Source organism: Acinetobacter sp. MF4642 (assembly GCF_002018925.1).
Lineage (GTDB): Bacteria > Pseudomonadota > Gammaproteobacteria > Pseudomonadales > Moraxellaceae > Acinetobacter > Acinetobacter johnsonii.
Window position 1 is genome coordinate 35,429 of sequence record NZ_MVON01000007.1, and the last position, 24,600, is coordinate 60,028.

Here is a 24,600-nt window from a genome sequence, read left to right on the forward strand (position 1 = left end):
TTATTTATAAAACAATTAATTAAGGTAATACGCGACGTAGTGTTGCAAAGCATTGTTGTGCTTTATCATTGGCACAAAAATTAATGGTCGATGGACTTTGCCATTTCACAAAATACTGAGACATTTCTCCAGTCTGATCTTCTTGAGACCCAGAGCAATCCACTTGGTTATTGTCAAATTTGACTTGCAAAATCAAAGCAGGCAGTTGCACATTTTTATCGGTAGATGGCTGGTAATCATAAATTCCCGTAGACCATTCTTCCCCACTTTTAATCACAACATCACTATTACTTTTAAAATTATAGTATTCAACGCATTTACGATTATTTGGAATTTCCATTCCCCATAAGCCCACAATTTCAGGGCGAGTCGTTACACGAATATTATTTTGATTTGATGCTTGAGTATCCTCAGCCTGACTAGGCGTATTTGCCATAAGCACTGATGAAGTTAACATGAATAACATGCCGAGTAATGTTTTTTTCATACAAGCCATAATGTTTTTAAGCGTCCCACTAAATTAGCATATTTTGATTCAAAACATCATTTTATAACCATTTCATAACAATCTATTTTTTGCTATGCATTGCAATCTCGACTTAACAAAACGATTTATTGTCAGCACTAGATAAATCCTACTTTCAGAATCGAAAAAAGACCGCCTAAGCAGTCTTTTTTGTATGTCGTGATATTTGAATTTAGGCTACAGGTGCCAGTGTAAACAGCACCTGACCTGTTTTTACCGTTTGCCCTTTTTCAATGGTAATGGCTTCAACCTTCATCCGCTCAGGTGCAAGAATGGGAATTTCAATTTTCATGGCTTCAATCACGGCCAAAGTTGCCCCTTCTTCCACAATGTCTCCAGAGGTACATTCAATTTTCCAAATAGAACCCGGCATATGCGACTCGACTGCACAGCCACCTTCAGGAATTTGAATTTCACTGTCGTCTAAAACCGCATCTAGACTTTCAGAAACATGTTCAGCCAAACCTGCCTCATGCCAACGACGGCGTTCATATTCAAAGTTCGTTTGCTGTACTGCTTTAAAATTTGAAATGGATGCTGCATTTTCAATGAGGAAGTTATTATATTCTTTTAAATTTAAAACCCCATCTTCTACACGAAGCTTTAAGCGCCCCGCTTTAAAGTCTTCCCGCATTTGCATCAGTTCTGTTTCAGACACTTCGTAAAATTTAATTTGATCAAAGAAGCGCAGTAGCCATGGCTTATCCTGTTCAAAGTCGGGGTTTTTGCGGTAACGACTCCACATTTGGGTTGTACGTCCAACAAACTGATAACCACCTGGGCCTTCCATACCATAGACACACATATATGCGCCACCAATACCGACTGCATTTTCAGGCGTCCAAGTGCGTGCAGGATTATATTTGGTGGTCACTAAACGATGACGTGGGTCCAGCGGCGTTGCCACAGGTGCACCCAAGTACACATCTCCCAAACCCATCACCAAATAATTGGTGCTGAATACGATATCCTTCACTGCTTGCTTTGAGTCTAGACCATTGATACGACGAATAAACTCTACATTGTCAGGACACCACGGCGCATCTGGACGTACTGTTTGCATATAACGTTCAGTCGCCAACTGAGTTTGTGAGTCCTCCCAAGCCAAAGGCAAATAAACTGTGCGCGAAGGCACTTCCATTGCTGTCACATCAGGCAATTCACTTTCTGCTTGCTGTAAAAGGCATAATAAATGTTTTTGATCTAGCACCAATGAATCAAAATGAATTTGCAGCGAACGAATACCCGGTGTTAAGTCTATAATCCCTTCTATACTTTGGTTTTTAACCCATTGCATTAAAGCATGAATACGGAAGCGTAAATTGAGATCTAAAACCAACTCTCCATATTCAACCAACAGATAACTATTACCTGCAGGACGATAAGTCACATCAGGTCTAGCGTTCTCACCTTTTAATGTCGCTAAAACGGCATCTGATAAGGTCTCCATTTCAGCATGAAAGCTTGGAGAAAATTCTACATTTTCAGTCGTATCTGCGGTTAACGCTGCGCTATATTTTTGATTTAATACTTGTGCTTGATCATAAGAAATTGGGATAAATTTAACTTTATCGCCCGCTTTAAGCTGACCAATTTTCCATAGTTCTGAGCTAACCACCACCGCTGGGCAAACGAAACCGCCCAAGCTCGGACCATCGGGTCCTAAAATAATTGGCATATCTCCAGTGAAGTCAATCGCGCCAATGGCATAAGCATTATCATGAATATTCGAAGGATGCAGCCCTGCCTCACCACCATCGGTACGTGCCCATTCAGGTTTTTCACCGACTAAACGAATGCCTGTACGACTTGAGTTAAAGTGAATTTCAAATTCTTGCTCAAAGAAGCGCTCAATATCGCGTTTGGTGAAAAAGTCGGGCGCTCCATGCGGTCCATACATCACGGCAATGTCCCAAGTCTGGCTAAAGCTCGGCACCTGTGCTGCACTGAGTGCAACAGTTTCTACCGAGCTATAAGCCGTAATAGGCAACATATCTCCAATGAGTAAATTGCGTCCTGCATGACCACCAAACTGACCTAAAGTAAAAGTTGCTTGTGAGCCTAAGTAGGCAGGTACATTAAATCCGCCTTTAATGCCAATATAACTTCGACAACCTGTTGTGATTTTACCTGTTTTAAGAATTTGCCCTTTTTTAACATTGAGGGTCTGCCACATGGCAACGTCGACACCATCCAATGTCGCAAGCATGTCGCCACCCGTAAGCACGATTTGGCTATCACAGTGAAACTTTAAAGTTGGGCCTTGTAATGTACATTCTAGCCCTGCGGTATTAAATGGATTCCCCAATAGTTGATTGGCTACATTTAAAGATAAAGGATCAATCGCACCTGATGGTGGAACACCAACATCCCAGTAACCCAAACGACCTGTGACGTCTTGTATTGACGTTTGAATACCGGACTGTAACACCTCAATTTTTTGGGTTTTCCACTCAAATGTATTCAAGAAACGTGTAGTCTGTGTCCCTGCTTTAAACACTTCACAGTCAATAATGTTTTGTAAATACTCAAGGTTGGTTTCAATTCCTGCCACTGAGGTGTTTGCCAAAGTATCGCTCATGGCTTTAATTGCACTTTCTCGGTTTTCGCGGGTCACAATGATTTTTGCAATCATTGGATCATAAAAGGAAGACACGTTTGAACCTGTTTCTACCCATGTTTCATTGCGGGCCTGCGGGTCAAAGTCGACATAAGTCAGTAAGCCAGCACTGGGTTGAAAGTTCTTAATTGGATCTTCAGCATATAAACGGACTTGGATCGAATGGCCTTTAGGTGCAAGTGTATCTGTTGGCGCAGTCCAGTCACCGCTACCTAAAGTGACCATCCATTCCACAAGGTCTACACCAAACACTTGTTCAGTCACGCCATGTTCAACTTGTAGACGTGTATTCACCTCTAAGAAATAGAATTGCTGGGTGTCAGTATCCATCACAAATTCAACCGTACCTGCCGAACGATAATTCACTGACTGCATCAATTGAATCGCAACACCTTGAATATAATCACGTTGTTCATCATTTAAATGCGGTGCTGGGGTCTCCTCGATTACTTTCTGGTTACGGCGCTGTACTGAACAGTCCCGCTCTCCCAAAGCCAAAACCAAACCTTGGCCATCACCAAAAATTTGGACTTCAATATGACGCGCATTTTCCACAAACTTTTCTAAATACAAGCCTGCATCTTTAAAGTTAGCTTGGGCCAAATAAGATACCGTTGCATAAGCATCTTTAAGCTCTGCTTCGTTCCACACCAAACGCATACCTATACCACCGCCACCTGCGGTACTTTTCAGCATCACGGGATAACCGATACGCTTTGCTTCGATCAGTGCTTCCGCTTCATCTGCTAAAAGTTGGCTACCCGGTAACAATGGCACGTTCGCCTGAATTGCAAGTTCACGTGCAGTATGCTTTAAGCCAAAACTACGTATTTGCGCAGAATTTGGCCCTAAAAACACAATGCCCTGTAACTCACACAAATCACAAAACTCCGCATTTTCAGACAGGAAACCATAGCCCGGATGAATGGCTTCAGCACCTGCTTCTTTCGCGACCTGTAAAATTTTTTCAATATTTAAATAACTTTGACTGGCTGGACTATCACCAATAAATACAGCTTCATCAGCCAAAGTCACATGTAAGGAATCACGGTCTGCTTCTGAATACACCGCAACAGACTGAATGCCTAAATTCTTTAATGTACGAATTACTCGGCAGGCAATTGCACCACGGTTAGCAATGAGAACTTTTTTAAACATGCTGATTACTCCTTGCCTTCACGTACAATCAGTTGAATTTTAGTCGGGTTATAGGCATTACAGGGGTTGTTCAGCTGTGGGCAGTTAGAAATCAGCACGATGAGATCCATCTCTGCTTGAATTTCAACATATTTACCCGGCGCCGATATTCCATCGTCAAACTTGAGATGCCCATCACTGCTCACGGGTACATTCATAAAGAAGTTAATATTCGGCCCAATATGACGAACATTTAGTCCATGCTTTTTCGCGATTGGGTGCAAAGCTAAAGCTGTCATAAAGTTATTACGGCAACTGTGCATCGGAAATGTGTCGTGTGCATAACGTACGGTGTTACTTTCACATGAACAAGCACCGCCCAAGGTGTCATGGCGACCACAGTTATCATCATGGATCGTGGCGATTTTGTTGCCATAGTTGGTATATAGAGCTGTGCCTTTTTCAAGATAAATCTGCTGGTTAATGGCTAAAGTATCGGTTGCGCTGTAACGTTCTTCAGGATTGCTCACAGAAATCAATAAAGTATCGACTGCTTGGTTGCCTTCGAGGTCAATAATGCGGAAATACTGCCCTTTCTGGACTTCACACATCCATGCCTCACCCGCTGGACAGACTTCATTTAAAACAGCTTGATCAAATGCTTGTAAAATGGTCATGCGTACTCTCCTTGGGCTTAAACAGCATCAAATGCGTAATAACGCGCGTTGTTTTGAAAACCGCGTTGGTTTTGTGGGCATGAATCACGACAGACATCGTGTACTGCTAAAGCGGAGGCTTTGAATAAGCGCATTTGAATATCGGCAGGTTGATACTTTGTTGCTTGACTAAAACCATGTGGCGCAGCAGATAAGAACACCAGACAGTCCATCTCAAAACGCAGTTCAATAGTTTGATGGGTATTATCGACATCGATATAAGATAAGTTGCCTGCATCATCAGGGCGAACTTTAGAGAATAGGTTGACCGTAGCTGACAGGTCGGCTTGACCTAATGAGAACTTGGTCATTTCAAGTAACAGGCTGTCGCGTCCACTTCGAAACATCTCATTTCGCGTATCTTGAAAAGTTTGAGTGCCGAATTGTTTTTGGATCTGTTCTGTGCGACTCGGACCACATAAGGCATCATTCCAACCATGATCATCATGAACAATTGAAGCCATAACCCGACCTAAGTCCGAATACAACACATGCCCTGTACTTAGAAATGCCGTATGTTGTGCCTTTAGGCTATCTGGCATATTAAAACGTTCGAGCTTATCTTCGCTGTTGACACAGAAAAGAGAAACGTTGGCTTGTGCCCCCAAGGCTTTAAACTGTAAGACTGTGCCGCGTTGAATACGTCCAGACCAGTGATGCCCACCCGGTAAAAGTTCAGTCCATAGTGCTTTATCGTCGTGATAAGTTATTGTGCTCATGCGCTTCTGCCTAAATCGTAACTGTTTACCTCCCGGGCTTTTATCCCTCCGTGTAGTTCTTTCGAACCGTGAACTCTCGGTCGCAGACATACATAAAATAGATATGTATCGGAACCCTAGATCACTCTTTCAGATTAGACGATGCAAAGGCTGTGCCAATTCAGTATTACGATTTTTAAACTTCGTAATACTATTTATGAGCAATAAATGGGCACTTTAGATTTTAAGCACGCATATTTTCGCTATGCGCACTAAAAAGCATCAAATTTTAAGAATTACTTCATTAAAATTTCATGAAACATGTGACGCAGCCACTGATGACTGGTTTTGTGATGACAAGACATATGCCAATACTGTTTCACCCCATAACTTGGGAAGGCAATTGGCGCATTGAAGATCTTTAAATTGCCACGTGAAAGCAGCACTTCACTTAAATAATACGGGACTGTCGCAATTGCATCGGTTTCTTGTACCACCAAGCCGACGCCTAAATAGCTCGGTAAACGCATTAAAATGTCACGTTTTAGTTCTAAATTAAGTAGTTCGTTTTCAATATGGTAATGTCCCATGCCCGCATCAATATCGATATGTGACTCAGCCAAGTACTGTGCTGTGCTGATACTGTCACCTGTCAAACGCGGATGATCTTTGGCGGCAATCACCACATAATACTGCTCGAACAGTTGCTGTTGATAAAAGCCATTTTCTAATTGTGGTAAAAAACCCAGCGCCAAATCAATCTCACCATTTGCCATTTGATAACTGGTTTCAGAGGTGATCGGACGGATATTCAAACGAATATGCGGCGCATGTTTCTTTAAGTATTGTGAAATTTTCGGCAATAACACCAAATGCGAAACATCGGTCATGGCCAAACTAAACTGTTGCTGCGAAGTGGCTTGGTCAAAATCAATCGTGAAGTTATTGATGATTTCAACCTTGTTTAAAGCCTCACTGACCAATGGAAATAACTGTTTCGACAGCTCAGTTGGCACCATTTCATTGCCAATCCGCAAAAATAGCGGATCATTATAATGTTGGCGAATTTTATTCAGAATGTTACTCACCGTCGGTTGACTCATTTCTAAATGATCAGCCGCCAGTGACACACTTTTAAACTTATAAACGTAAAAAAAGATACTGAGTAATTTACAGTCCAGTTCAAACACGAAAAAAATGTTCCTTATATGCATGTGATGGTAGACGATCCATCATCTACCCATTATAGCGATGATCCAATGCTCAAAACTTACTTTTACAAGCATCTAGGTCTAATATCAGACATTTCAGCAATAAAAGCACATTAATTATACCTTTAGCTGTACTGAACAATCGATGCTTTCCCTGAAAATTTATGTCGCATGATCTGCATGTATTTTACATAACAAAAAAGGCCCGAATCAATCGAACCTTTGATGAAATCAACCATGCCACATTATAGATATTTAAAATATTTTCTTCACAGGCACAGCTAACGATATTACAGCTTTAGTCCAGCAGCTCGACGGCAATAGCAGTCGCCTCACCACCACCGATACATAAAGCAGCTACGCCTTTTTTCCCACCAGTACGTTTCAAAGCATGCAGTAAAGTCACGATAATACGTGAACCAGATGAACCCAATGGATGACCAAGTGCACAAGCGCCACCATTCACATTGACTTTTGCAGGGTCTAAATGAAAACCATCAATTGCAAGCATTGTGACCATCGCAAATGCTTCATTGACTTCCCACAGATCTACATCACCCGCAGACCAGCCTGCTTTGGCTAAAACTTTCTCAATGGCACCTACAGGGGCAATGGTGAACTCAGATGGATGCTGAGAGTTGCTTGCATAAGCCACAACTTTTGCCAATGGCTTAAGACCACGTGCGTCAGCCACTTCGGATGAAGTTACAACCAATGCCGAAGCACCATCCGAAATAGAACTCGAATTTGCCGCAGTAATCGTGCCATCTTTTTTAAATGCCGGACGTAAAGTTGGAATTTTATCCACTTTGGCATTGAGCGGTTGTTCATCCTGATCAACCACAACATCGCCTTTACGGCTACTCACCGTCACAGGCACGATTTCATCTTTAAAAAAACCACCTTGAATCGCAGCAACGGCTTTATTTAAAGAGCCAATGGCATACTGATCCTGCTGCTCACGGGTATAGCCTTTTTTATCTGCCATTTCTTGAGCAAGTACACCCATCGACAGACCTGTTTCAGCGTCTTCTAAACCTTCTTGGAACATGTGATCGGTGGTTTTACCATGTCCCATACGGTAACCCGCGCGTGCTTTTTCAAGTAAGTACGGCGCATTTGACATCGACTCCATACCACCCGCCACCACAATCTCAGCTGAACCCGCTTTAATCGCATCAGCCGCTTGCATGACGGCTTTCATACCAGAGCCACAAATTTTATTGATGGTTGTTGCACCCGTTGAGTCAGGTAGACCTGCCATACGCATTGCTTGACGTGCAGGGCCTTGTTTTAAACCTGCTGGAAGTACACAACCAAAGATCACTTCATCCACATCGGTCGGCTGTAAGCCAGAACGGTTTAACACTTCTTTAATTGTCACCGCACCAAGTTCAGGCGCGGTACAGCTCGACAGTGAACCTTGAAAACCACCCATTGCTGTACGTACACCGTCTACAATAACAATCATTTTCTATTTCATCCTTTTTTGCAGTTTATTTGCTTTTAGCCCAATTAAAAGGCTTAAAAACATTCCCTATTTATTTTTTCATATTACAAAAGGGTTAATCGTTTCAGATCTTATTTTAATGTTTTTCATAGTGCTACCGTCTCAAAGCGAGTCATCTATAAAGACATTAAAATAAACACACGTGAATAAGACATCGATCCATACGACAGATGATCTATTTATCAACCCGCACTGCATTCGAGGCTTGAGCACTAAAGGTTCTCGTCTCTAAGAACACAGTGGCTATACTGACAATAGTGTAAAAATCACGAAAAAGGAATGCAATGGCCCAAATTTGATCTCTAGAGATCAAATTTATTGACAACGAAATGCGAAAATGCACATGTATTTATTTCTATTGTTGAACAAGTGGATATTTTTAAAACGATTGTAGTAATATCCAAGACCTTAGTTGCATTTTCATTTTCAACCAAGTTCAATAGCCTCTCTATAGTTCTCATGGAATACACTGGAATAAGCCAATGACTTCAGTACGCCAACAAAATTTTCTATTACGCAAAGAGAAAATTTTAGCCATGGCTGAGACTTTATTATTAGACAATAATCAAGACATCACCTTAAGCGAATTAGCAACGGAACTCGATATTGCGAAGGGTACAATCTACAAGCATTTCAAAAGTAAAAATCAACTTTATTTAGAGCTGATTATCTTGAATGAAACTCGCCTGCTAGAAATTTCTCAAAAGCATAACAACGATATTAAAACGTATGTTTCCGAATACATGCTTTATAATATGTTGAACTCGAACCGTACGATTTTACTGCACGTTATTGAAGAACGTTTAACTAATAACGAACGTAAACTCAAAGAACTTTTTGAGAAGCTCTATCAAATACGTGAGCAACGTATTATCGAAATTAAAGACATGACTTCGGATTATTTAAAGTCTTTAGACAGTGCAATGTCCATTCGTGACTATTTATCTTATGTATGGACAGTGACCTACGGTGCGTCATTGTTACTCAATTCAACGCATTATCAAAAATCAATCGGTTCACGTGAGCGTCTGATTAAACTGTATGTCAACCAAGCCCTCATGACACCTGATAAAATTTCACACGCAGCCCTTTAAACTTCTAAACGGTATAAAAAAGCTAAACATTTTATGTTTAGCTTTTTTTCATATATTTAATTAGTCTGCGGAAATATCTTCAAACAAAACTGAAGATAAATAACGTTCACCACCATCAGGTAAAATCACCACAATGGTTTTACCTGCATTTTCAGGGCGTGCAGCAAGTTCAGCTGCTGCTGCCATCGCTGCACCACTTGAAATACCCACCAAAATACCCTCTTGACTTGCTGTTTTACGTGCCCAATCAATTGCTGTTGCAGCATCAATTGGCATCACTTCATCGACCAAGTCGAGGTCTAAGTTTTTAGGAATAAAGTTAGCGCCAATGCCCTGAATCTTATGTGGTCCAGGCGTCAAAGCTTCACCACGTTTGGTTTGACCAATAATCGGCGACTCAGCAGGTTCTACCGCAACTGAGTATAGGGCTTGTTTTTTTACTTTTTCAAAATAACTTGAAATCCCTGAAATCGTACCACCCGTCCCAACACCTGCAACTAAAATATCAACTTTACCGCCTGTTGCTTCCCAAATTTCTGGGCCAGTCGTTGCTTCATGAATAGCTGGGTTTGCTGGGTTTTCAAACTGTTGTGGCAAAAAATACGTTTCTGGATTTTCATCCAACAAACGCTGTGCTTCTTCTACCGCACCACGCATGCCTTTTGCAGGGTCGGTAAGAACCAAGTTCGCGCCCAAAGCTTTCATCACTTTACGACGTTCGATACTCATGCTTGATGGCATAGTTAGAGTTAACGCATAACCTTTTGCAGCAGCAACGAATGCCAAAGCAATGCCTGTATTGCCACTGGTTGGTTCGACAATGTGCATTCCCGCTTTCAGCACACCGCGTGCTTCCGCATCCGAAATGAGCGCAGCCCCAATACGACATTTTACTGAAAATGCAGGGTTACGGCTTTCAACTTTGGCTAAAACGGTGGCTGGACTTTGTATAATTCGGTTAATACGAACCAATGGTGTGTTACCAATCGCTTCTGCATTATTACTATAAACCGCTATCCCTAAATTATTAGGCGTTGGAAAAGCTGAGTCAGTACTCATACCAATGTTTCCTATGTTGTTTTTAATGATCCACTCATTATCATACCCTGATTTTTAAATGCAAACTGACATTTGGTCGAGCTTATGTTTTTATTTGATAAATAAATCACTTAAACAGAAAAAGCATGAGTTTCCCCATGTTTTTACTTGAAAAAAACAGCCATTTCCCCAAAAAGCCAGATGCTAAAACCGCATAATCAACATCTTCTATATGGGGTGGAAAAATTTATACACTCATCTCAAAGTTTGCTTTTTGTTCAAAAATATTATTCAGCAACAATTATGCCTTTAATAAATGTATATATTTTTTATTTTTATAATGCTATCTTAAAATAGCTGTGCAATTATGATTTTAAAAAACACTATATGATAAAATATTCAAAGCTTATTATAAATACTCATAAAGAAAACTATATTTAATTCATTTTTTTGCTTAATTTATATAAATATCTGGAACTTAAGTTGATTCTCGGATAACTAATTTTGATGTAAAAATAAAGTATATATAACTTAAACTAATATTTCATTTCACTAAAAGCCATGCATATTGGACTTGAAAACACAGCATTATGAACGGCTTGGTTTTATACTAAGTGTACAGTTGTTTTTGTTTTATGAGTAGGTTTTAAATGAACACAGGACTTGAAATAACGTCTATGCGCGACTCTGCTGAAGTTGTTGTGAGTATTTTAAAATCTCTAGCCAATACTGATCGTTTATTAATTTTGTGTCATTTGTCGCAACAAGAACTTAATGTTTCTCAAATTGAAGAAATTACCGACATCAAACAGCCGACTCTTTCGCAACAATTAATGATGCTACGTAAAAGTGATGTGGTAAATACGCGCCGTGATGGTAAGCAAATTTACTATTCCATTAAAGATGAACGCATGATTGAAGTTTTAAATACTTTGTATAGCTTGTACTGCCCAAAACCACGTCTCTAAACCAAATCACTTCTATATTTTCTGTGCTATGAAAACGAATGCTAAGACTTCTTAGCATTTTTTATGCATAATATATCTAAATTTGTGATTTAGATTTTTTTATGTCTGATTGGAACCGTCGTCTAAGCCATTATCTACCCGCATGGCAATGGCTCAAGAACTATGACACGCCTACGTTTAAGTCAGATTTACTTGCATCTTTTATCGTCATTGCCATGTTGGTTCCTCAAGGCATGGCCTATGCCATGTTGGCAGGCTTACCACCAATCACTGGGCTCTATGCCAGCATTATCCCAATGATTATTTATGCCAGCGTTGGCGGCAGCCCTACACTTTCTATTGGCCCTGTTGCCATCATTTCGATGATGACCTTTGCAACTTTGAACTCGATGTTTGAGGTTGGTTCACCTGTTTATATACAATCGGCATGTTTATTAGCACTAATGGTCGGTATCATTTCCCTGCTGTTGGGGTTATTTCGCTTTGGTTTCCTCATTCAACTGATTAGCCACCCCGTCATCCAAAGTTTCATTATTGCGTCTGCTTTGCTGATTGCGTTGGGTCAGTTGAAGTTTATTGTCGATCTGCCTTTAAAAGCCAATAATATCCCCGAGTTTGTGGTAAGTGTTTGGCAATACATCAGTTTAACTCACATAGGTACGCTGTTGTTTGGACTGTGTGCAATCGTATTTTTAATTTATGCACCAAAGTTACTGAATACTAATGCCTTAAAAGGTTGGTTCGGATCGACCGTATTACTTTCGCGTACCATTCCCTTATTTTTAGTGGTTGCCTCAATTGCCTTGGTCTATTTTTTCCAACTGCAAACGCTTGGAATCAAAACGGTCGGAATCATTCCATCTGGTATGCCTCCACTCGATATGCCGTATTGGAACTGGACTTTAGTTCTGCAACTTTTGCCAGGTGCAACCATGGTCGCGATGATCAGTTTTGTTGAATCACTTTCCATTGCTCAAGCCACTGCTTTACAAAAACGAAGCCAACTCAACAGCAACCAAGAACTTATCGCTTTGGGGTTAGCCAATATCAGTGCAGGTTTCAGTTCGGCCTTTCCTGTAACAGGCAGCCTTTCTCGTACTGTCGTTAATGCAGATGCAGGCGCTCAGACCCCTATGGCGGGTGTGCTCTCTTCGCTGTTGATTATTGTAGTGAGCTTATACTTTACAGGTTTCTTTCAGGACCTTCCTTTAGCTATTTTGGCTGCAACGATTATCGTCTCCATATGGAAACTTGTGGACTTTAAACCCTTCATCGAAGCATGGAAGTATTCCAAAGCAGATGGTATCGCGATGTGGATTACCTTTTTTGGTGTTGTCTGTATCGATATTTCAACCGGCCTGATCATTGGCATGGTTTCGACCTTTATTTTGTTGCTTTGGCGGATTAGCCGGCCACATATCGCTGTGATTGGCTTGGTCGAGGGGACGCAACATTTTCGCAATGTTGAACGCCATCAAGTTCAAACAACGGCACAAGTATTGTCAATGCGTATAGATGAAAGCCTAACCTTCTTAAATGCCAATATATTGAAAGGCGAGCTGATCAATGCTGTGAGCCAACAACCTGAGTTAGCTCATGTCGTGATTAATTGCTCCAGTGTGAGTAGTATCGACTTGAGTGCTTTAGAAATGCTGGAAGATATTAATCTAGAATTGGCCAAGCAAAATATTCAACTGCATTTGTCCGAAGTTAAAGGCCCTGTGATGGATCGACTGCAAAGCTCAAAACTATTGAAACATTTGAGTGGGAATGTCTTTTTAACTCACTATCAAGCCATTCAGACCCTTTCACCTCAGCTGCTTAAAACTTCATAAGAGACCGAATGTCTGCTTGCACTTTTTCTATTTAGTGAGAAATATCAAGCAGGCATTTATGATAAAAATCCGTTAAATATGTCATTTTAATGAATTAAAATGAATAATAAAAACTGGAATTACAATAACTTAATTTTTATATCTAAATATTTTTCAGTCAGTTAGCAAATTAGGTATAAAATGGCGCACTTAAAATCCGTATTTTGTCCTCGTAATTTCAACAAGGCGCCTCTATGTTTTCTGTTTTAGCGCGAATGAGTCTAGTTACTCGAATTATCATTGCCATTATTTTGGGTATTGGTGTAGCCCTCGTTTTCCCGGGTGTTGCTCCTTATTTGAGCCTGCTAGGCGACTTATTTATTAAAGCGTTAAAATCTGTCGCGCCTGTACTTGTATTTGTCTTGGTTCTTGCTTCTATTGCAAACTTTAAAGTGGGTCATAGTGCGAATCTGCGTCCTATCATCATCATGTATGCTGTGGGTATGTTACTAGCGGCTTTTGCAGCAGTTGCAGTCAGCATCGCTTTCCCAAGTACTTTGTTCTTAAACTTACCTGCAAATACTGACTTACAACCGCCAAGTAGCTTGATTGAAATCTTTAAGAACCTACTCCTTAGCTTTATTGCTAACCCTGTAACAGCCATTAGTGAAGCAAACTTCATTGGTATTTTAGCATGGGCTGTAGCCTTAGGTGCTGCGTTTCGTCATGCAAAAGACTCAACCAAAGACTTACTCAATGATACTGCACACGCAGTAAATAGCGTGATTCGTTTGGTGATTAACTTTGCGCCTATTGGTATTTTCGGTCTAGTAGCAGTAACGTTTGCAGAAACAGGTTTAAGTACATTAGCAAGCTATGCACATTTATTGGCAGTCTTACTCGGTACAATGGCTTTCGTTGCCTTAGTCATCAACCCACTTATGGTTGCTGTGGTAACACGTAGCAATCCGTATCCATTGGTATTTCAATGTTTACGTGAAAGTGGTATCACTGCTTTCTTCACGCGTAGTTCTGCTGCGAACATTCCTGTGAACTTAGATCTTGCAAAACGTTTGGGTGTTGCTGAATCTACAGCGGGTGTAGCCATTCCACTCGGTGCGACCATTAACATGGCCGGCGCCTCAGTGACGATTACGGTGCTTACACTGGCAGCAGTCAATACACTAGGTCTTAATGTTGACTTTACCACCATGATGATTTTATCTGTGCTTGCAACAGTTTCAGCTTGTGGTGCTTCTGGTGTTGCAGGTGGTTCTTTGCTGTTGATCCCTGTTGCGTGTGGACTGTTTGGTATTTCATCTGATATTTCAATGCAAGTGGTTGCAATTGGTATGGTGATTAGCGTACTACAAGACTCTACTGAAACCGCGTTGAACTCATCAACTGACGTATTATTTACTGCAGCAGTTGACCGCGCTTCAAAATAATATATTGTACAATCAGTATATTATTTCTTTTTTGAAGTTATGCCATTTCAACACTTACCACTTTGGATTCAACTGGGGGCATTCTTTCTTGCAGTAAATGCAGGAATGATTAATGTCTTAGGACTGGTGACTGTTTTACACCAGTCTGTTTCCCATATGACTGGTAATGTAAGTGTTTTGGCGATGTCACTTGTACATTGGCAACCCGAAAGCATTTTATATTTGCTATTAGTAACTGTCTGCTATGTCATCGGTTCATTTTATAGCGGTGTAATTCTGGGAAATAGTCACTTTCGATTGGGACGCCGCTATGGCGTACCACTCACTTTAGTGGCTTTTTTTATTTTTCTGTGTTGGTTCTTTCTGCCTTATTTTCCACGCTATGCTTTACTCTGGGCCTGCGTCGCAATGGGTGTGCAAAATGCCATGGTGAGCCATTATAAAGGCACTATCATCCGCACCACACATTTATCGGGTGTTCTTACCGATCTCGGCTTAGCGCTTGGTTATCGTGTGCGCGGACTCGTGGTTGAGCGTCGACGCGTAGTTTTACATCTTTTGATTTTAAGTGGCTTTTTGATCGGCGGACTCTGTGCAAGTTGGATGTATCCCTATTTAAAACTCAATTCTTTTTTAGTTCCAACAGCATTAAGCTTGATCCTTAGTGTTGTATATTGGATCATTTACTTTCGTTATCGTCGTTTTTAAACGCAGTTGTGGAATTCGCTATGGTAAAAAATGCATTACAGGCTCAGTTACTCAAAGCCGGTTTAGTTGACAACAAAAAGGCCAAAAAACTTTCTAAACAAGCAGTGCATGAGCAAAGAACAGGTCAAAGCAGTGAAGCTGAGATCAAGGCAAAAATTGCACAAGACAAACAGCAAAAACAGGCCAAAGATCAAGCTATTGAACTTGAGAAGAAAGCGATATTGCAAGAAAAAGAGCTCAAAGCGACGATCATTCAAATGATCACGCAGCATAAAATCCGGGATACCGATGGTGACGTGGCCTATCAGTTTATTGACGATGGCAAAATCAAAAAACAATATATCAATCAACAAATTTATAATGCCTTGGTGGCTGGTAGCCTCGTGATTGCACGTGATCATGAAAGTTATGCCTTCTTACCTAAAGCTTTAGCTGATCGTATTAATGCCAAACTTGAAGGCTTTATTATCGTAAATACCTCAGAGAAAAATGAAGCAGTCACAGATGAGGAAGATCCATACGCTGCATACGTGATCCCTGATGATCTCATGTGGTAATTTGAACCATCAGAAGCTTCCATATTGGAAGCTTCGTTGTTTCCTAGTTCATTATAAAACTAATTTACCATTCCACTGCTCTGACATATCCCGACCATCAACAATTTATGCTTCATGACATTCAAATATCGATTTAAAAAACAAATCTACGAGAGTAAATAAACAAGTCGTTGAAAACATGTATAAACTTAGTGACACAATTTGCTTAATTCGTATAGCTGATTACACTATTTACAGTGTTTTAATCATAAGAAGATCGCATTTTGGATAATTTTCATTTTATACAGAGTTTAAAAGACTGGTCAGACCAGTATCCTTGGATCGAAATGTTGACAGGATTCTGCATACTCATTCTAGTGACTATACTGGCGTATATTATTGCCAAGCATGTTGTCGTTCGTGGTATTCGGCATCTCATCACTAAGCTAAAATTTGCCAATCACGACATCATGTCGCAGCATAGTGTGATTCGTCGAATTGCGAACATAGTCCCAGCAATCGTCATTATGAATGGTATCGTTACCGTTCCTCACCTGTCTGCGAAAATGGTCAGCTTTGTCCAAATGGCGGCACAGGCCTTTATTTTCTTAACCATTGCGCTCGCGATTGGTGAATTACTGAATATCTTCAATTTGGTTTATCAACGTAATCCAAAGTCTAGAAATAAGCCCATCAAAGGCTATTTACAGCTGATCAAACTGATTATTTTCATCGTTTGTGGTTTGATGATCTTAGGCACCTTCTTGAAAAAAGATGTCTTCACCTTGCTGGCGGGCTTCGGTGCTATGGCGGCAGTGCTGATGTTGGTCTTCCAAAACACCATTTTGTCTTTGGTGGCTTCTGTTCAGATTTCATCCTATGACATGGTCCGTATTGGAGATTGGATTGAAATGCCATCCCTGAATGCAGATGGTGATGTCATTGATATGTCATTACATACCATCACCGTACAAAACTTTGATAAAACCTTTACCACGATTCCAACCAACAAATTGGTCACTGATACTTTTAAAAACTGGCGTGGTATGTCACAGGCAGGCGTACGTCGTATCAAACGCTCACTTTATATTGATCAAAGTAGCGTTCACTTTATGTCTGAAGCAGAACAAAGCAAACTTAAAGAGTTCTTATTATTAGACCAATATCTGGATCACAAAAGTACAGAGCTGGTTGAGTTTAATCAGAAATTGAGCAATACATCTCCTTGTAATCAGCGACGTTTAACCAATATCGGGACCTTCCGTGCGTATGTTGAGCTGTACCTTAATCAGCATCCGAACATTTCAAAACACCAATCTTTAATCGTACGTCAGTTACAACCGACTGAAAAAGGCTTGCCACTGGAAATTTATGCATTTAGCAATCAAATTGCATGGAAAGATTATGAAGCGATTCAGTCGGATATTTTCGATCATTTAATTGCCATTCTTCCCGAATTTGGTCTCAAAATTTATCAAGCACCATCGGGATATGACATGCAAATCGCAATGTCAAACCCGTAATTTTTTCACTTTGGTATGCTAAAACCGCTCTAGTTTTAGCATATCAAGGTCTTAAAAACGTAGAATAGGCATTTTAATATACGTTCTAAATTACCAACTATAGAATAAAAATTATAAAAATACATAACATTAGTTTCTCAACAACTGTGTTATTTACGTTGTGTATTATGTAAGTTAATTATGTGATTATTTACATGAAACATACTGCAATATCACAATATCAACCTTTTCTCTTCATTAAATTAGCCACTCCTTTTCACTTTGTAAGACTTTCTAAAATGAATACTTTAAATAAATCTTTATGTGCTGCCCTTTTAGCTGTAGCAGCGACATCTTCTTTTGCAGCAGAAACTCAAGCTGTAGAAACCACTCAAGCTGCTGTTGCAACTGAAAATGCAACACCTGCTTCAGAAGCTGCTGCATCTGATGCGGTTGCGACATCAGAAACTCAAGCAAACTAATGCTTTAAGCATCTTGGGGGATTCATTTGCTTGGATTCCCTTTTATCACTCTTCTCTATATCAGACTTTTATATCTATTCATCTACATTTCTTGCTATCAATACTGCTACAACAATGTTTAGTCTCTCTCAATTTACACAGACCACTATGGTCTTTTCATGCTAAAATTTTCAAATTCTACTTATTTATAAAACAAGTCATTACCTCATAAATGACTTATTTTTAGAAGGTTTTATTCATGTTCAAATGGTTTGAAAAACGTGTTGATCCCTATCCAGAAGAAGGTTTAAACCAACCTTTACCGACCACGTTCTTTCCGTTTGTATGGCAGGCCGCTAAAGGTGTACGTGGCTATTTGTTGATTTTGATTTTATTCACGGCTGGTGCTGCTAGCTTTGAAGCCTTGTTTTATGCCAAAATTGGTGACTTAGTAAACTGGCTCAGTAAAAGCCAGCCAGAAACATTTTTAGCAGAACATGGTTCAAATTTAGTCCTGTTATTCTGTATTTTATTGGCCAATATTTTATTTGCCAGTTTACAGTCGATTATTAAACATCAAATATTATTTAGCACTTTTCCGATGCGTCTTCGCTGGCGCTTTCATAATTTACTGCTGAAGCAAAGTCTCGACTTTTTTCACAATGACTTTGCAGGACGCCTCTCCGCAAAAGTCATGCAAACCGCACTGGCGATACGTGAGTTCTGGGTTATTTTGGGTGACATGTTGGCTTATGTGCTGATTTATTTTGTCACGGTCAATTTGGTGCTTGCCGCTATTTCCCCACTCCTAATATTGCCTTTACTGGTCTGGTTGGCGTTGTTTATCTGCGCAGCATATTACTTCATTCCACTTTTGAGCAAAGTTTCAAATGAACAAGCTGATGCCAGAGCTGTGATGACTGGCCGTGTTACCGATGCTTATACCAATATTCAAACAGTGAAGCTTTTTGCCCATGCAGGACGTGAAAGCTTATATGCCAAAGCCTCGATGCAAGAGTTCATGGTCACCGTTTATAAACAAATGCGTTTGGGTGCTAAGTATGAAATCAGCATTCTGTTTTTAAACATAGTGCTTTATGCTGGTGTACTGGGCACTGCAGTTTGGTTATGGATGAACGGGCGAGTTGAACTTGGTGTTATTGCTGCTGCAACGGCTATGATTTTAAAACTGAGCAGTATTGCTGAATTTATCATGTGGCAAACCTCAGCACTTTTTGAAAGTGTCGGCACCATTCAAGATGGCATGAAAACTCTCGGTCGTTCGATCACCATTCAAGACAAACCTGATGCCAAAGACCTTAAGGTTAAACAAGGCGTGATTGAATTTAAAGACGTAACTTTCGCGTACAACAGTAAAAATGTCATCGACAATTTAAACCTACGCATCCAAGCTGGTGAAAAAATTGGGATCGTAGGTCGCTCTGGTGCAGGGAAATCAACACTGATTCAACTATTGCTACATTTTTATCAATTGAAACAGGGTGAAATTTTAATTGATGGGCAGAATATCGAAGATGTCACCCAAGACAGCTTACGTCGTAATATTGCCTTAGTGACTCAAGACACCTCCCTGCTACACCGTAGTGTTGCAGAAAATATTAAATATGGCCGTCCCAATGCCAGTGATGAAGAAATGTATGCTGCTGTACGTAAAGCCAAAGCCGAAGAGTTTATTCCTCAGCTGACTGACTTACGTGGTAAATCAGGTTATGAAGCCTATGTTGGTGAGCGTGGAGTGAAACTTTCAGGTGGCCAACGCCAGCGTATCGCCATTGCTCGTGTGTTCTTGAAAGATGCACCAATCTTAATTTTAGATGAAGCCACCAGTGCCCTAGACTCAGAAGTTGAAGCTGCAATTCAATCTAGCCTTGATGACTTAATGCAAGATAAAACGGTGATTGCGATTGCTCACCGTCTTTCAACCATTGCTCAAATGGATCGTTTGATTGTGCTTGATGAAGGTCGTATTGCAGAACAAGGGACACATGAAGAACTGATTCAAAAAAATGGTATCTATGCGCACCTTTGGCAGCGTCAAACAGGTGGATTTTTAACGGAACAACATCCAATTAAAAAGAAAGAAGCCTAATTTTACTTCCCGTCCTCAGCACGCTTAGATCATTATCATCAATGATTTTAGCATGCTGATTTTGAAAAGATTTTACTTAACTTTTAGCATCATTTGCTGAGCCTTGATTTTTATCGAGAGTCTTATATTTTTGCTCAGAAATTTATGATATTTATAATATCGTTCCACTAAATCAGAAATGAAAAGAATACTGAATTGATATAGGCTCGGAGCATATTGTCCAACAATATGCTCCATGAATTTGAAATATTCATGCCAATATAACTTCAGTCAGAAAAGAAAGAAAAATGCAATGGATCGCGCATGAAAACAGTTTCACTTCGCCAAGATCAAGGAATTCCTGGTGTTTATGGCTTATTGTTGTTAGATGTTGTGTCTCGTTGGGGCTATAACGCAGAGACCCTATTTTCCCCTTTTCAACTCACGAGCGAACAACTCGCAGAGCCTGACTTTCGCATACCCGTTCATACTGCCAATGAACTTGTGAAGTTGGCCAGCCGTCTCACTGGTGAGCCCACGCTTGGCTACCATCTAGGCACGCAAATGCGTATTTCAATTCATGGCTTCATTGGCTATGCCATTATGACAACTCATGATATTGGCGAAGCCTTGGTACTTGCTAACCGCTTTATTCAACTGCGCATGCCTTTTTTGCAGCTTTTCTTTTCCACCTTTGGCGAAAAAGCGACTTTACAATTACGCTGTGATGTCGATATAGAACCGTTGCGTACCGATATTGCGATCAGTATTATTTTTGGTATTGTTTCTATGAGTAAGGCGCTCACTGGCATTGAAAATTTGGCTGGGGAAATTGATTTCGATTTTCCAGAACCAGAAGGTTTTGATCGCTATCGTGCAAAGCTACCTAACCATAGTGTTCGCTTTGATCAACCACATTTACTTTTGAGTTTTGATAAGCATTATCTAGGTTTTAAAATGGTCAATGCTGACCCACTTGCAAGCCAAATAGCCATTAATCAATGTGAAGCTGAGCTATCAGCCATGGGCGAACGCCGAAGATTATCGATGCGTGTACGTGACATTTTAACGCGCTCAGAACAACACTATTTAAGCATCGAGCATGTGGCTGACCTCTTACACATGTCTGATCGAACACTGAAACGCCAACTGGCTGCTGAAAGCACATCTTTTTCCACCATTGTGGATGAAGTGCGTTACCGTCATGCCACGTCACTTTTGTCACGTACAGACTATAGCTTAGAGCAAATTGCGGATGAACTGGGATATAGTGATGTGGCAAATTTCAGCCGAGCCTTTAAGCGTTGGAGTGGACGCAGCCCGAGTAATTGGCGTAAAGATCCGTATTTATAGATCTTTTGTTTTGATAGAAAAGCATGTATAAATCATGCGAAAAATGATTTTTGTATTTTAAGGAGTTATTCATGAATCATCCTTCAGAATTGAAGTATGCGAGTACACATGAATGGGTGCGTATTGAAGGTGATCTTGTTGTAACTGGTATTTCAGACCATGCACAGGATGCTTTAGGCGATTTAGTCTATGTTGAAACACCAGAAGTTGGTCAACAAATCACTGCGGGCGAACAAGCGGGTGTGGTTGAATCTGTAAAAACGGCTTCTGATATTCATGCACCGGTTTCTGGCACCGTGGTAGAAATCAATGCCAATCTGGAAGATGATCCTGACTTCGTCAATGATGACCCCTACGGCAAAGGTTGGATTTATAAAATCAAACCAGACAATATCGCAGATGTAGAACAACTCCTTTCAAGCACAGCCTATGAAGCAGGTCTATAAGCCTAGTATTCATATTTACGGCTCAAAAAATCAGTCTGCGGACTGATTTTTTTGCAATTATTCTCTTATTTTGATAAATTAACTTAATATTTTTATTTTCAAATCGCTTAAATATCAGCATTTATTACTATAATTATACTTTTCACGTGCATTATCTTATAATTTGATTGTTCTAATTTCACAGCCGTGACCTAGCTTCTACATAAAATAATAGCAACAGCTCACGCCCTGTGGCCTCATCTTCGGACCAAAGGTTCTGCATGTCTGCTCTTAATACATCTTCGCTATGGAATAAGTCTTTTATTCTTTGTTTAGCGAACAATCTGTTTTTGTTCATCTTTTACTTTGCGCAGACCTCAATCCTCCCAATCTATATTTTGAATGATTTGGGTGGAAGCCTTGCACAAGCAGCCTTGCCATGACTTTGTTCATGGCATCGTCTATCGCAGTTCGCCCTTTTAGCGGACTCATTATTGAAAAACTGGGAAATAAGAAAACGCTTTTTATCGCGGAAGCCCTATTTTGTTTGTTTTCCTTGGCTTATTTGTTTGCTGATAATTTACACCTGTTGTTACTGATTCGTTTTCTACATGGCATTTGGTTCAGTATCGTCACCACAGTTGCCGTACCTATTGTCAATGAATTTATTCCAGAAAAACGTAAAGGCGAAGGCATGGGCTATTTTGTCATGTCCATTAATCTAGGGATTGTACTTGGGCCATTCCTCGGTTTAACACTGATCCAGTCCGTATCCTATCCAATGGTCGCAGGAATTTTAGCGTTTAGTGTCTGTCTCGGTTTCTTGTTTTGCTTCTTTATCCCAATTCAGCAGACCACTCAAAAATTGACACCTGCCGTGAAGCGCAAGCTCAGTATCCATGACTTTGTTGAAACTAATGCCTTGAATATTTCAATTATGGGCATGATGGTTTCTTTTTCCTATGCCAGTATCATGTCGTTCATTTCAACTTATGCAGAGTCTAAACATCTACTGAACTACGCGAGCTTGTTTTTTATCGTCTTTGCGATTTCCATGATGAGTCTACGCCCAATTACAGGCAAAGTTTATGACCGTCGTGGGGCAAATTATGTGATTTACCCAGCGATTATATTATTTAGCTTAGGGCTTGTGATTCTCAGTCAGATTCAATCTCTGACGGGTTTATTGGTTGCGGCAGTATGCGTTGGCATGGGCTTTGGTTCTGCACAGCCTTGTCTACAAACTTTAGCTATTCAAGGTGCGGAAAAGCATCGGATTGGCCATGCGACCTCTACATTCTTTACCATGTATGACTTGGGTATTGCACTTGGTTCTATATTGTTGGGCGTACTCATTTCTAAGCAAGGTTATAGCTTTACCTATTTATTCTGTGCACTGACAACCGTTTTAAGTTTATTTTTCTATGCCTTTATTACGAATAGAAAGAAAACCGCTTAAAACATCAGTCCGTATGCCCATAGTAATGAACATACGGACTCAAAAATTAAGCGTCGTCTTTCTCTTCTTCAGCTTCTTTGGCCTTTTCGGCAACCGCTTGATCAAAAGACAAAGCACTACATGAGTTTAACTGTGGGTTAGCACGACTACTCTTTAATTTAATCTGTAGACGTAATTCATTGACCGAGTCTGCATTTCGTAGCGCCTCTTCATAAGCAATTGCACCTTGATTGTATAAATCAAACAAAGCCTGATCAAAAGTCTGCATGCCTAACTCTCGTGACTTCGACATCACTTCTTTAAGTTCGTGGAAATTCCCTTTAAGTATCAAGTCTGACATCAAGGGTGTATTAAGCATGATTTCTACTGCTGCTCGGCGACCACGCCCATCTTCAGTTCGTACCAAGCGCTGTGAAATAATCGCCTTCATATTGGAGGATAAGTCCATCAAAAGTTGATTGCGACGTTCATCTGGGAAAAAGTTAATAATTCGATCTAAAGCCTGATTTGCATTATTGGCATGCAGTGTCCCAAGGCATAAATGACCTGTTTCCGCAAAAGCTATGGCATGCTCCATAGTCTCTGTGTCACGAATCTCACCAATTAAAATGACATCGGGCGCTTGGCGCAAAGTATTTTTCAAAGCATTGTGCCAAGAGTGACAGTCCACACCTACTTCTCGATGAGTAATCATCGACTTCTTATGCTTGTGAACATATTCCACTGGGTCTTCAACCGTAATAATGTGCCCTGCCGAGTTTTCATTTCGATGATCAATCATGGCCGCCAAAGACGTAGATTTACCCGAGCCGGTACCCCCAACGACCAATACTAAACCACGTTTTTCCATAATCACGTCTTTTAAAGACGTTGGAAGTTGTAACTTGGTGAAGTTAGGAATTTCCGCGGTAATCGTACGAATCACCATCCCCACATGCAGTTGCTGCTGAAAAACATTGACACGAAAACGCGAAACATTGGGAACGCTAATTGCAAAATTACACTCCAGCTCAGTTTCGAACTCTAATCGTTGCTTTTCGTTCATTAAGCTATATGCAAAGAGCTTAGTCTGATCAGATGGCAAATTTTGTTGACCCAATGGCTTCATAAGGCCCTGATGCTTAATACTTGGCGGAAAGTCTGCAGATATAAATAAGTCTGAACCACCATACTCAACCACTTTGCTGAGCATGTGAAACATCATCCGACGGGCTTCTTCTAAAAGTTCTGCAGAATACATAGTGTTCTCTAAAATTAGTGCAAATAGCTGACTTTAAAAAGCATTTC

19 protein-coding genes, 1 pseudogene and 1 riboswitch are annotated in these 24,600 nt (G+C 40.4%); of the genes and pseudogenes, 12 read left to right on the forward strand and 8 right to left on the reverse strand.

Annotation, left to right across the window (positions count from 1 at the left end):
• Window positions 1-19 precede the first annotated feature (19 nt).
• The 6 genes from MF4642_RS05715 to MF4642_RS05740 form a co-directional block, all read right to left on the reverse strand.
• Window positions 20-487, reverse strand: coding sequence for a hypothetical protein (locus MF4642_RS05715; protein WP_010326667.1), 468 nt, complete (start codon window positions 485-487; stop codon window positions 20-22).
• A 211-nt stretch (window positions 488-698) separates the two neighbouring features.
• Window positions 699-4,304, reverse strand: a complete 3,606-nt coding sequence (gene uca, locus MF4642_RS05720) for an urea carboxylase (RefSeq protein ID WP_078425593.1) — start codon at window positions 4,302-4,304, stop codon at window positions 699-701.
• 5 nt (window positions 4,305-4,309) lie between these two features.
• Window positions 4,310-4,960 (reverse strand): urea amidolyase associated protein UAAP2, encoded by a 651-nt coding sequence (locus MF4642_RS05725; RefSeq protein WP_078425594.1) that lies wholly within the window; start codon window positions 4,958-4,960, stop codon window positions 4,310-4,312.
• Window positions 4,961-4,977: 17 nt separating this feature from the next.
• On the reverse strand, window positions 4,978-5,718 hold the full coding sequence (locus MF4642_RS05730; RefSeq protein WP_078425595.1) for an urea amidolyase associated protein UAAP1: 741 nt from the start codon (window positions 5,716-5,718) through the stop codon (window positions 4,978-4,980).
• Window positions 5,719-5,745: 27 nt separating this feature from the next.
• Window positions 5,746-5,849: riboswitch (guanidine-I (ykkC/yxkD leader) on the reverse strand.
• Between the two features lie 144 nt (window positions 5,850-5,993).
• A complete protein-coding gene (locus MF4642_RS05735) occupies window positions 5,994-6,887 on the reverse strand; it encodes a LysR substrate-binding domain-containing protein (RefSeq protein ID WP_004979763.1) in 894 nt (297 codons plus the stop codon).
• Window positions 6,888-7,206: 319 nt separating this feature from the next.
• A complete protein-coding gene (locus MF4642_RS05740) occupies window positions 7,207-8,379 on the reverse strand; it encodes a thiolase family protein (protein WP_078425596.1) in 1,173 nt (390 codons plus the stop codon).
• Between the two features lie 521 nt (window positions 8,380-8,900).
• Here MF4642_RS05740 and MF4642_RS05745 point away from each other — a divergent pair.
• Window positions 8,901-9,512: a TetR/AcrR family transcriptional regulator gene (locus tag MF4642_RS05745; protein ID WP_004693224.1), complete on the forward strand. Its 612-nt coding sequence runs from the start codon at window positions 8,901-8,903 to the stop codon at window positions 9,510-9,512.
• A gap of 60 nt (window positions 9,513-9,572) precedes the next feature.
• On the opposite strand, the gene cysK is transcribed toward MF4642_RS05745, so the two are convergent.
• Window positions 9,573-10,571, reverse strand: coding sequence for a cysteine synthase A (gene cysK, locus MF4642_RS05750; RefSeq protein ID WP_078425597.1), 999 nt, complete (start codon window positions 10,569-10,571; stop codon window positions 9,573-9,575).
• Between the two features lie 629 nt (window positions 10,572-11,200).
• Between cysK and MF4642_RS05755 the strand changes: the two genes are divergently transcribed.
• From MF4642_RS05755 to MF4642_RS05805, 11 genes and pseudogenes are all read left to right on the forward strand, one after another.
• Window positions 11,201-11,518 (forward strand): ArsR/SmtB family transcription factor, encoded by a 318-nt coding sequence (locus MF4642_RS05755; protein ID WP_004693230.1) that lies wholly within the window; start codon window positions 11,201-11,203, stop codon window positions 11,516-11,518.
• 101 nt (window positions 11,519-11,619) lie between these two features.
• Complete coding sequence (locus MF4642_RS05760; RefSeq protein WP_078425598.1) at window positions 11,620-13,353, forward strand: SulP family inorganic anion transporter; 1,734 nt, start codon at window positions 11,620-11,622, stop codon at window positions 13,351-13,353.
• 233 nt (window positions 13,354-13,586) lie between these two features.
• The gene (gene sstT, locus MF4642_RS05765; RefSeq protein WP_078425599.1) at window positions 13,587-14,780 is read left to right on the forward strand and encodes a serine/threonine transporter SstT; all 1,194 of its coding nucleotides are present in this window, start codon (window positions 13,587-13,589) and stop codon (window positions 14,778-14,780) included.
• A gap of 39 nt (window positions 14,781-14,819) precedes the next feature.
• Window positions 14,820-15,488 (forward strand): YoaK family protein, encoded by a 669-nt coding sequence (locus MF4642_RS05770; protein ID WP_004693233.1) that lies wholly within the window; start codon window positions 14,820-14,822, stop codon window positions 15,486-15,488.
• Between the two features lie 20 nt (window positions 15,489-15,508).
• Entirely contained in the window at window positions 15,509-16,045 is a 537-nt protein-coding gene (locus tag MF4642_RS05775; RefSeq protein WP_005399509.1) for a DUF2058 domain-containing protein, read from the forward strand.
• Between the two features lie 263 nt (window positions 16,046-16,308).
• Window positions 16,309-17,547: a mechanosensitive ion channel family protein gene (locus tag MF4642_RS05780; protein ID WP_078425600.1), complete on the forward strand. Its 1,239-nt coding sequence runs from the start codon at window positions 16,309-16,311 to the stop codon at window positions 17,545-17,547.
• A gap of 278 nt (window positions 17,548-17,825) precedes the next feature.
• Entirely contained in the window at window positions 17,826-18,008 is a 183-nt protein-coding gene (locus MF4642_RS16895; RefSeq protein ID WP_162494659.1) for a hypothetical protein, read from the forward strand.
• 238 nt (window positions 18,009-18,246) lie between these two features.
• Window positions 18,247-20,097, forward strand: a complete 1,851-nt coding sequence (locus MF4642_RS05790) for an ABC transporter ATP-binding protein (protein ID WP_078425601.1) — start codon at window positions 18,247-18,249, stop codon at window positions 20,095-20,097.
• Window positions 20,098-20,400: 303 nt separating this feature from the next.
• Window positions 20,401-21,429 carry an AraC family transcriptional regulator gene (locus MF4642_RS05795; protein WP_004979806.1) on the forward strand — a complete coding sequence of 343 codons (1,029 nt, stop codon included), beginning with the start codon at window positions 20,401-20,403 and terminating at the stop codon, window positions 21,427-21,429.
• A 71-nt stretch (window positions 21,430-21,500) separates the two neighbouring features.
• Window positions 21,501-21,875: a glycine cleavage system protein GcvH gene (gcvH, locus tag MF4642_RS05800; protein WP_004693240.1), complete on the forward strand. Its 375-nt coding sequence runs from the start codon at window positions 21,501-21,503 to the stop codon at window positions 21,873-21,875.
• A gap of 260 nt (window positions 21,876-22,135) precedes the next feature.
• Window positions 22,136-23,313: pseudogene (locus MF4642_RS05805) on the forward strand (MFS transporter).
• Window positions 23,314-23,359: 46 nt separating this feature from the next.
• Here MF4642_RS05805 and MF4642_RS05810 read toward each other — a convergent pair.
• Window positions 23,360-24,553 carry a PilT/PilU family type 4a pilus ATPase gene (locus tag MF4642_RS05810; protein ID WP_078425602.1) on the reverse strand — a complete coding sequence of 398 codons (1,194 nt, stop codon included), beginning with the start codon at window positions 24,551-24,553 and terminating at the stop codon, window positions 23,360-23,362.
• Window positions 24,554-24,600 lie beyond the last annotated feature (47 nt).

Excerpts from the sequence above, each read along its gene's own strand:
- MF4642_RS05715 (WP_010326667.1), bottom strand. The coding sequence starts at position 487 with ATGAAAAAAACATTACTCGGCATGTTATTCATGTTAACTTCATCAGTG.
- uca (WP_078425593.1), bottom strand. The coding sequence starts at position 4,304 with ATGTTTAAAAAAGTTCTCATTGCTAACCGTGGTGCAATTGCCTGCCGA.
- MF4642_RS05725 (WP_078425594.1), bottom strand. The coding sequence starts at position 4,960 with ATGACCATTTTACAAGCATTTGATCAAGCTGTTTTAAATGAAGTCTGT.
- MF4642_RS05730 (WP_078425595.1), bottom strand. The coding sequence starts at position 5,718 with ATGAGCACAATAACTTATCACGACGATAAAGCACTATGGACTGAACTT.
- MF4642_RS05740 (WP_078425596.1), bottom strand. The coding sequence starts at position 8,379 with ATGATTGTTATTGTAGACGGTGTACGTACAGCAATGGGTGGTTTTCAA.
- MF4642_RS05745 (WP_004693224.1), top strand. The coding sequence starts at position 8,901 with ATGACTTCAGTACGCCAACAAAATTTTCTATTACGCAAAGAGAAAATT.
- cysK (WP_078425597.1), bottom strand. The coding sequence starts at position 10,571 with ATGAGTACTGACTCAGCTTTTCCAACGCCTAATAATTTAGGGATAGCG.
- MF4642_RS05755 (WP_004693230.1), top strand. The coding sequence starts at position 11,201 with ATGAACACAGGACTTGAAATAACGTCTATGCGCGACTCTGCTGAAGTT.
- MF4642_RS05760 (WP_078425598.1), top strand. The coding sequence starts at position 11,620 with ATGTCTGATTGGAACCGTCGTCTAAGCCATTATCTACCCGCATGGCAA.
- sstT (WP_078425599.1), top strand. The coding sequence starts at position 13,587 with ATGTTTTCTGTTTTAGCGCGAATGAGTCTAGTTACTCGAATTATCATT.
- MF4642_RS05770 (WP_004693233.1), top strand. The coding sequence starts at position 14,820 with ATGCCATTTCAACACTTACCACTTTGGATTCAACTGGGGGCATTCTTT.
- MF4642_RS05775 (WP_005399509.1), top strand. The coding sequence starts at position 15,509 with ATGGTAAAAAATGCATTACAGGCTCAGTTACTCAAAGCCGGTTTAGTT.
- MF4642_RS16895 (WP_162494659.1), top strand. The coding sequence starts at position 17,826 with ATGAATACTTTAAATAAATCTTTATGTGCTGCCCTTTTAGCTGTAGCA.
- MF4642_RS05790 (WP_078425601.1), top strand. The coding sequence starts at position 18,247 with ATGTTCAAATGGTTTGAAAAACGTGTTGATCCCTATCCAGAAGAAGGT.
- MF4642_RS05795 (WP_004979806.1), top strand. The coding sequence starts at position 20,401 with ATGAAAACAGTTTCACTTCGCCAAGATCAAGGAATTCCTGGTGTTTAT.
- gcvH (WP_004693240.1), top strand. The coding sequence starts at position 21,501 with ATGAATCATCCTTCAGAATTGAAGTATGCGAGTACACATGAATGGGTG.
- MF4642_RS05810 (WP_078425602.1), bottom strand. The coding sequence starts at position 24,553 with ATGTATTCTGCAGAACTTTTAGAAGAAGCCCGTCGGATGATGTTTCAC.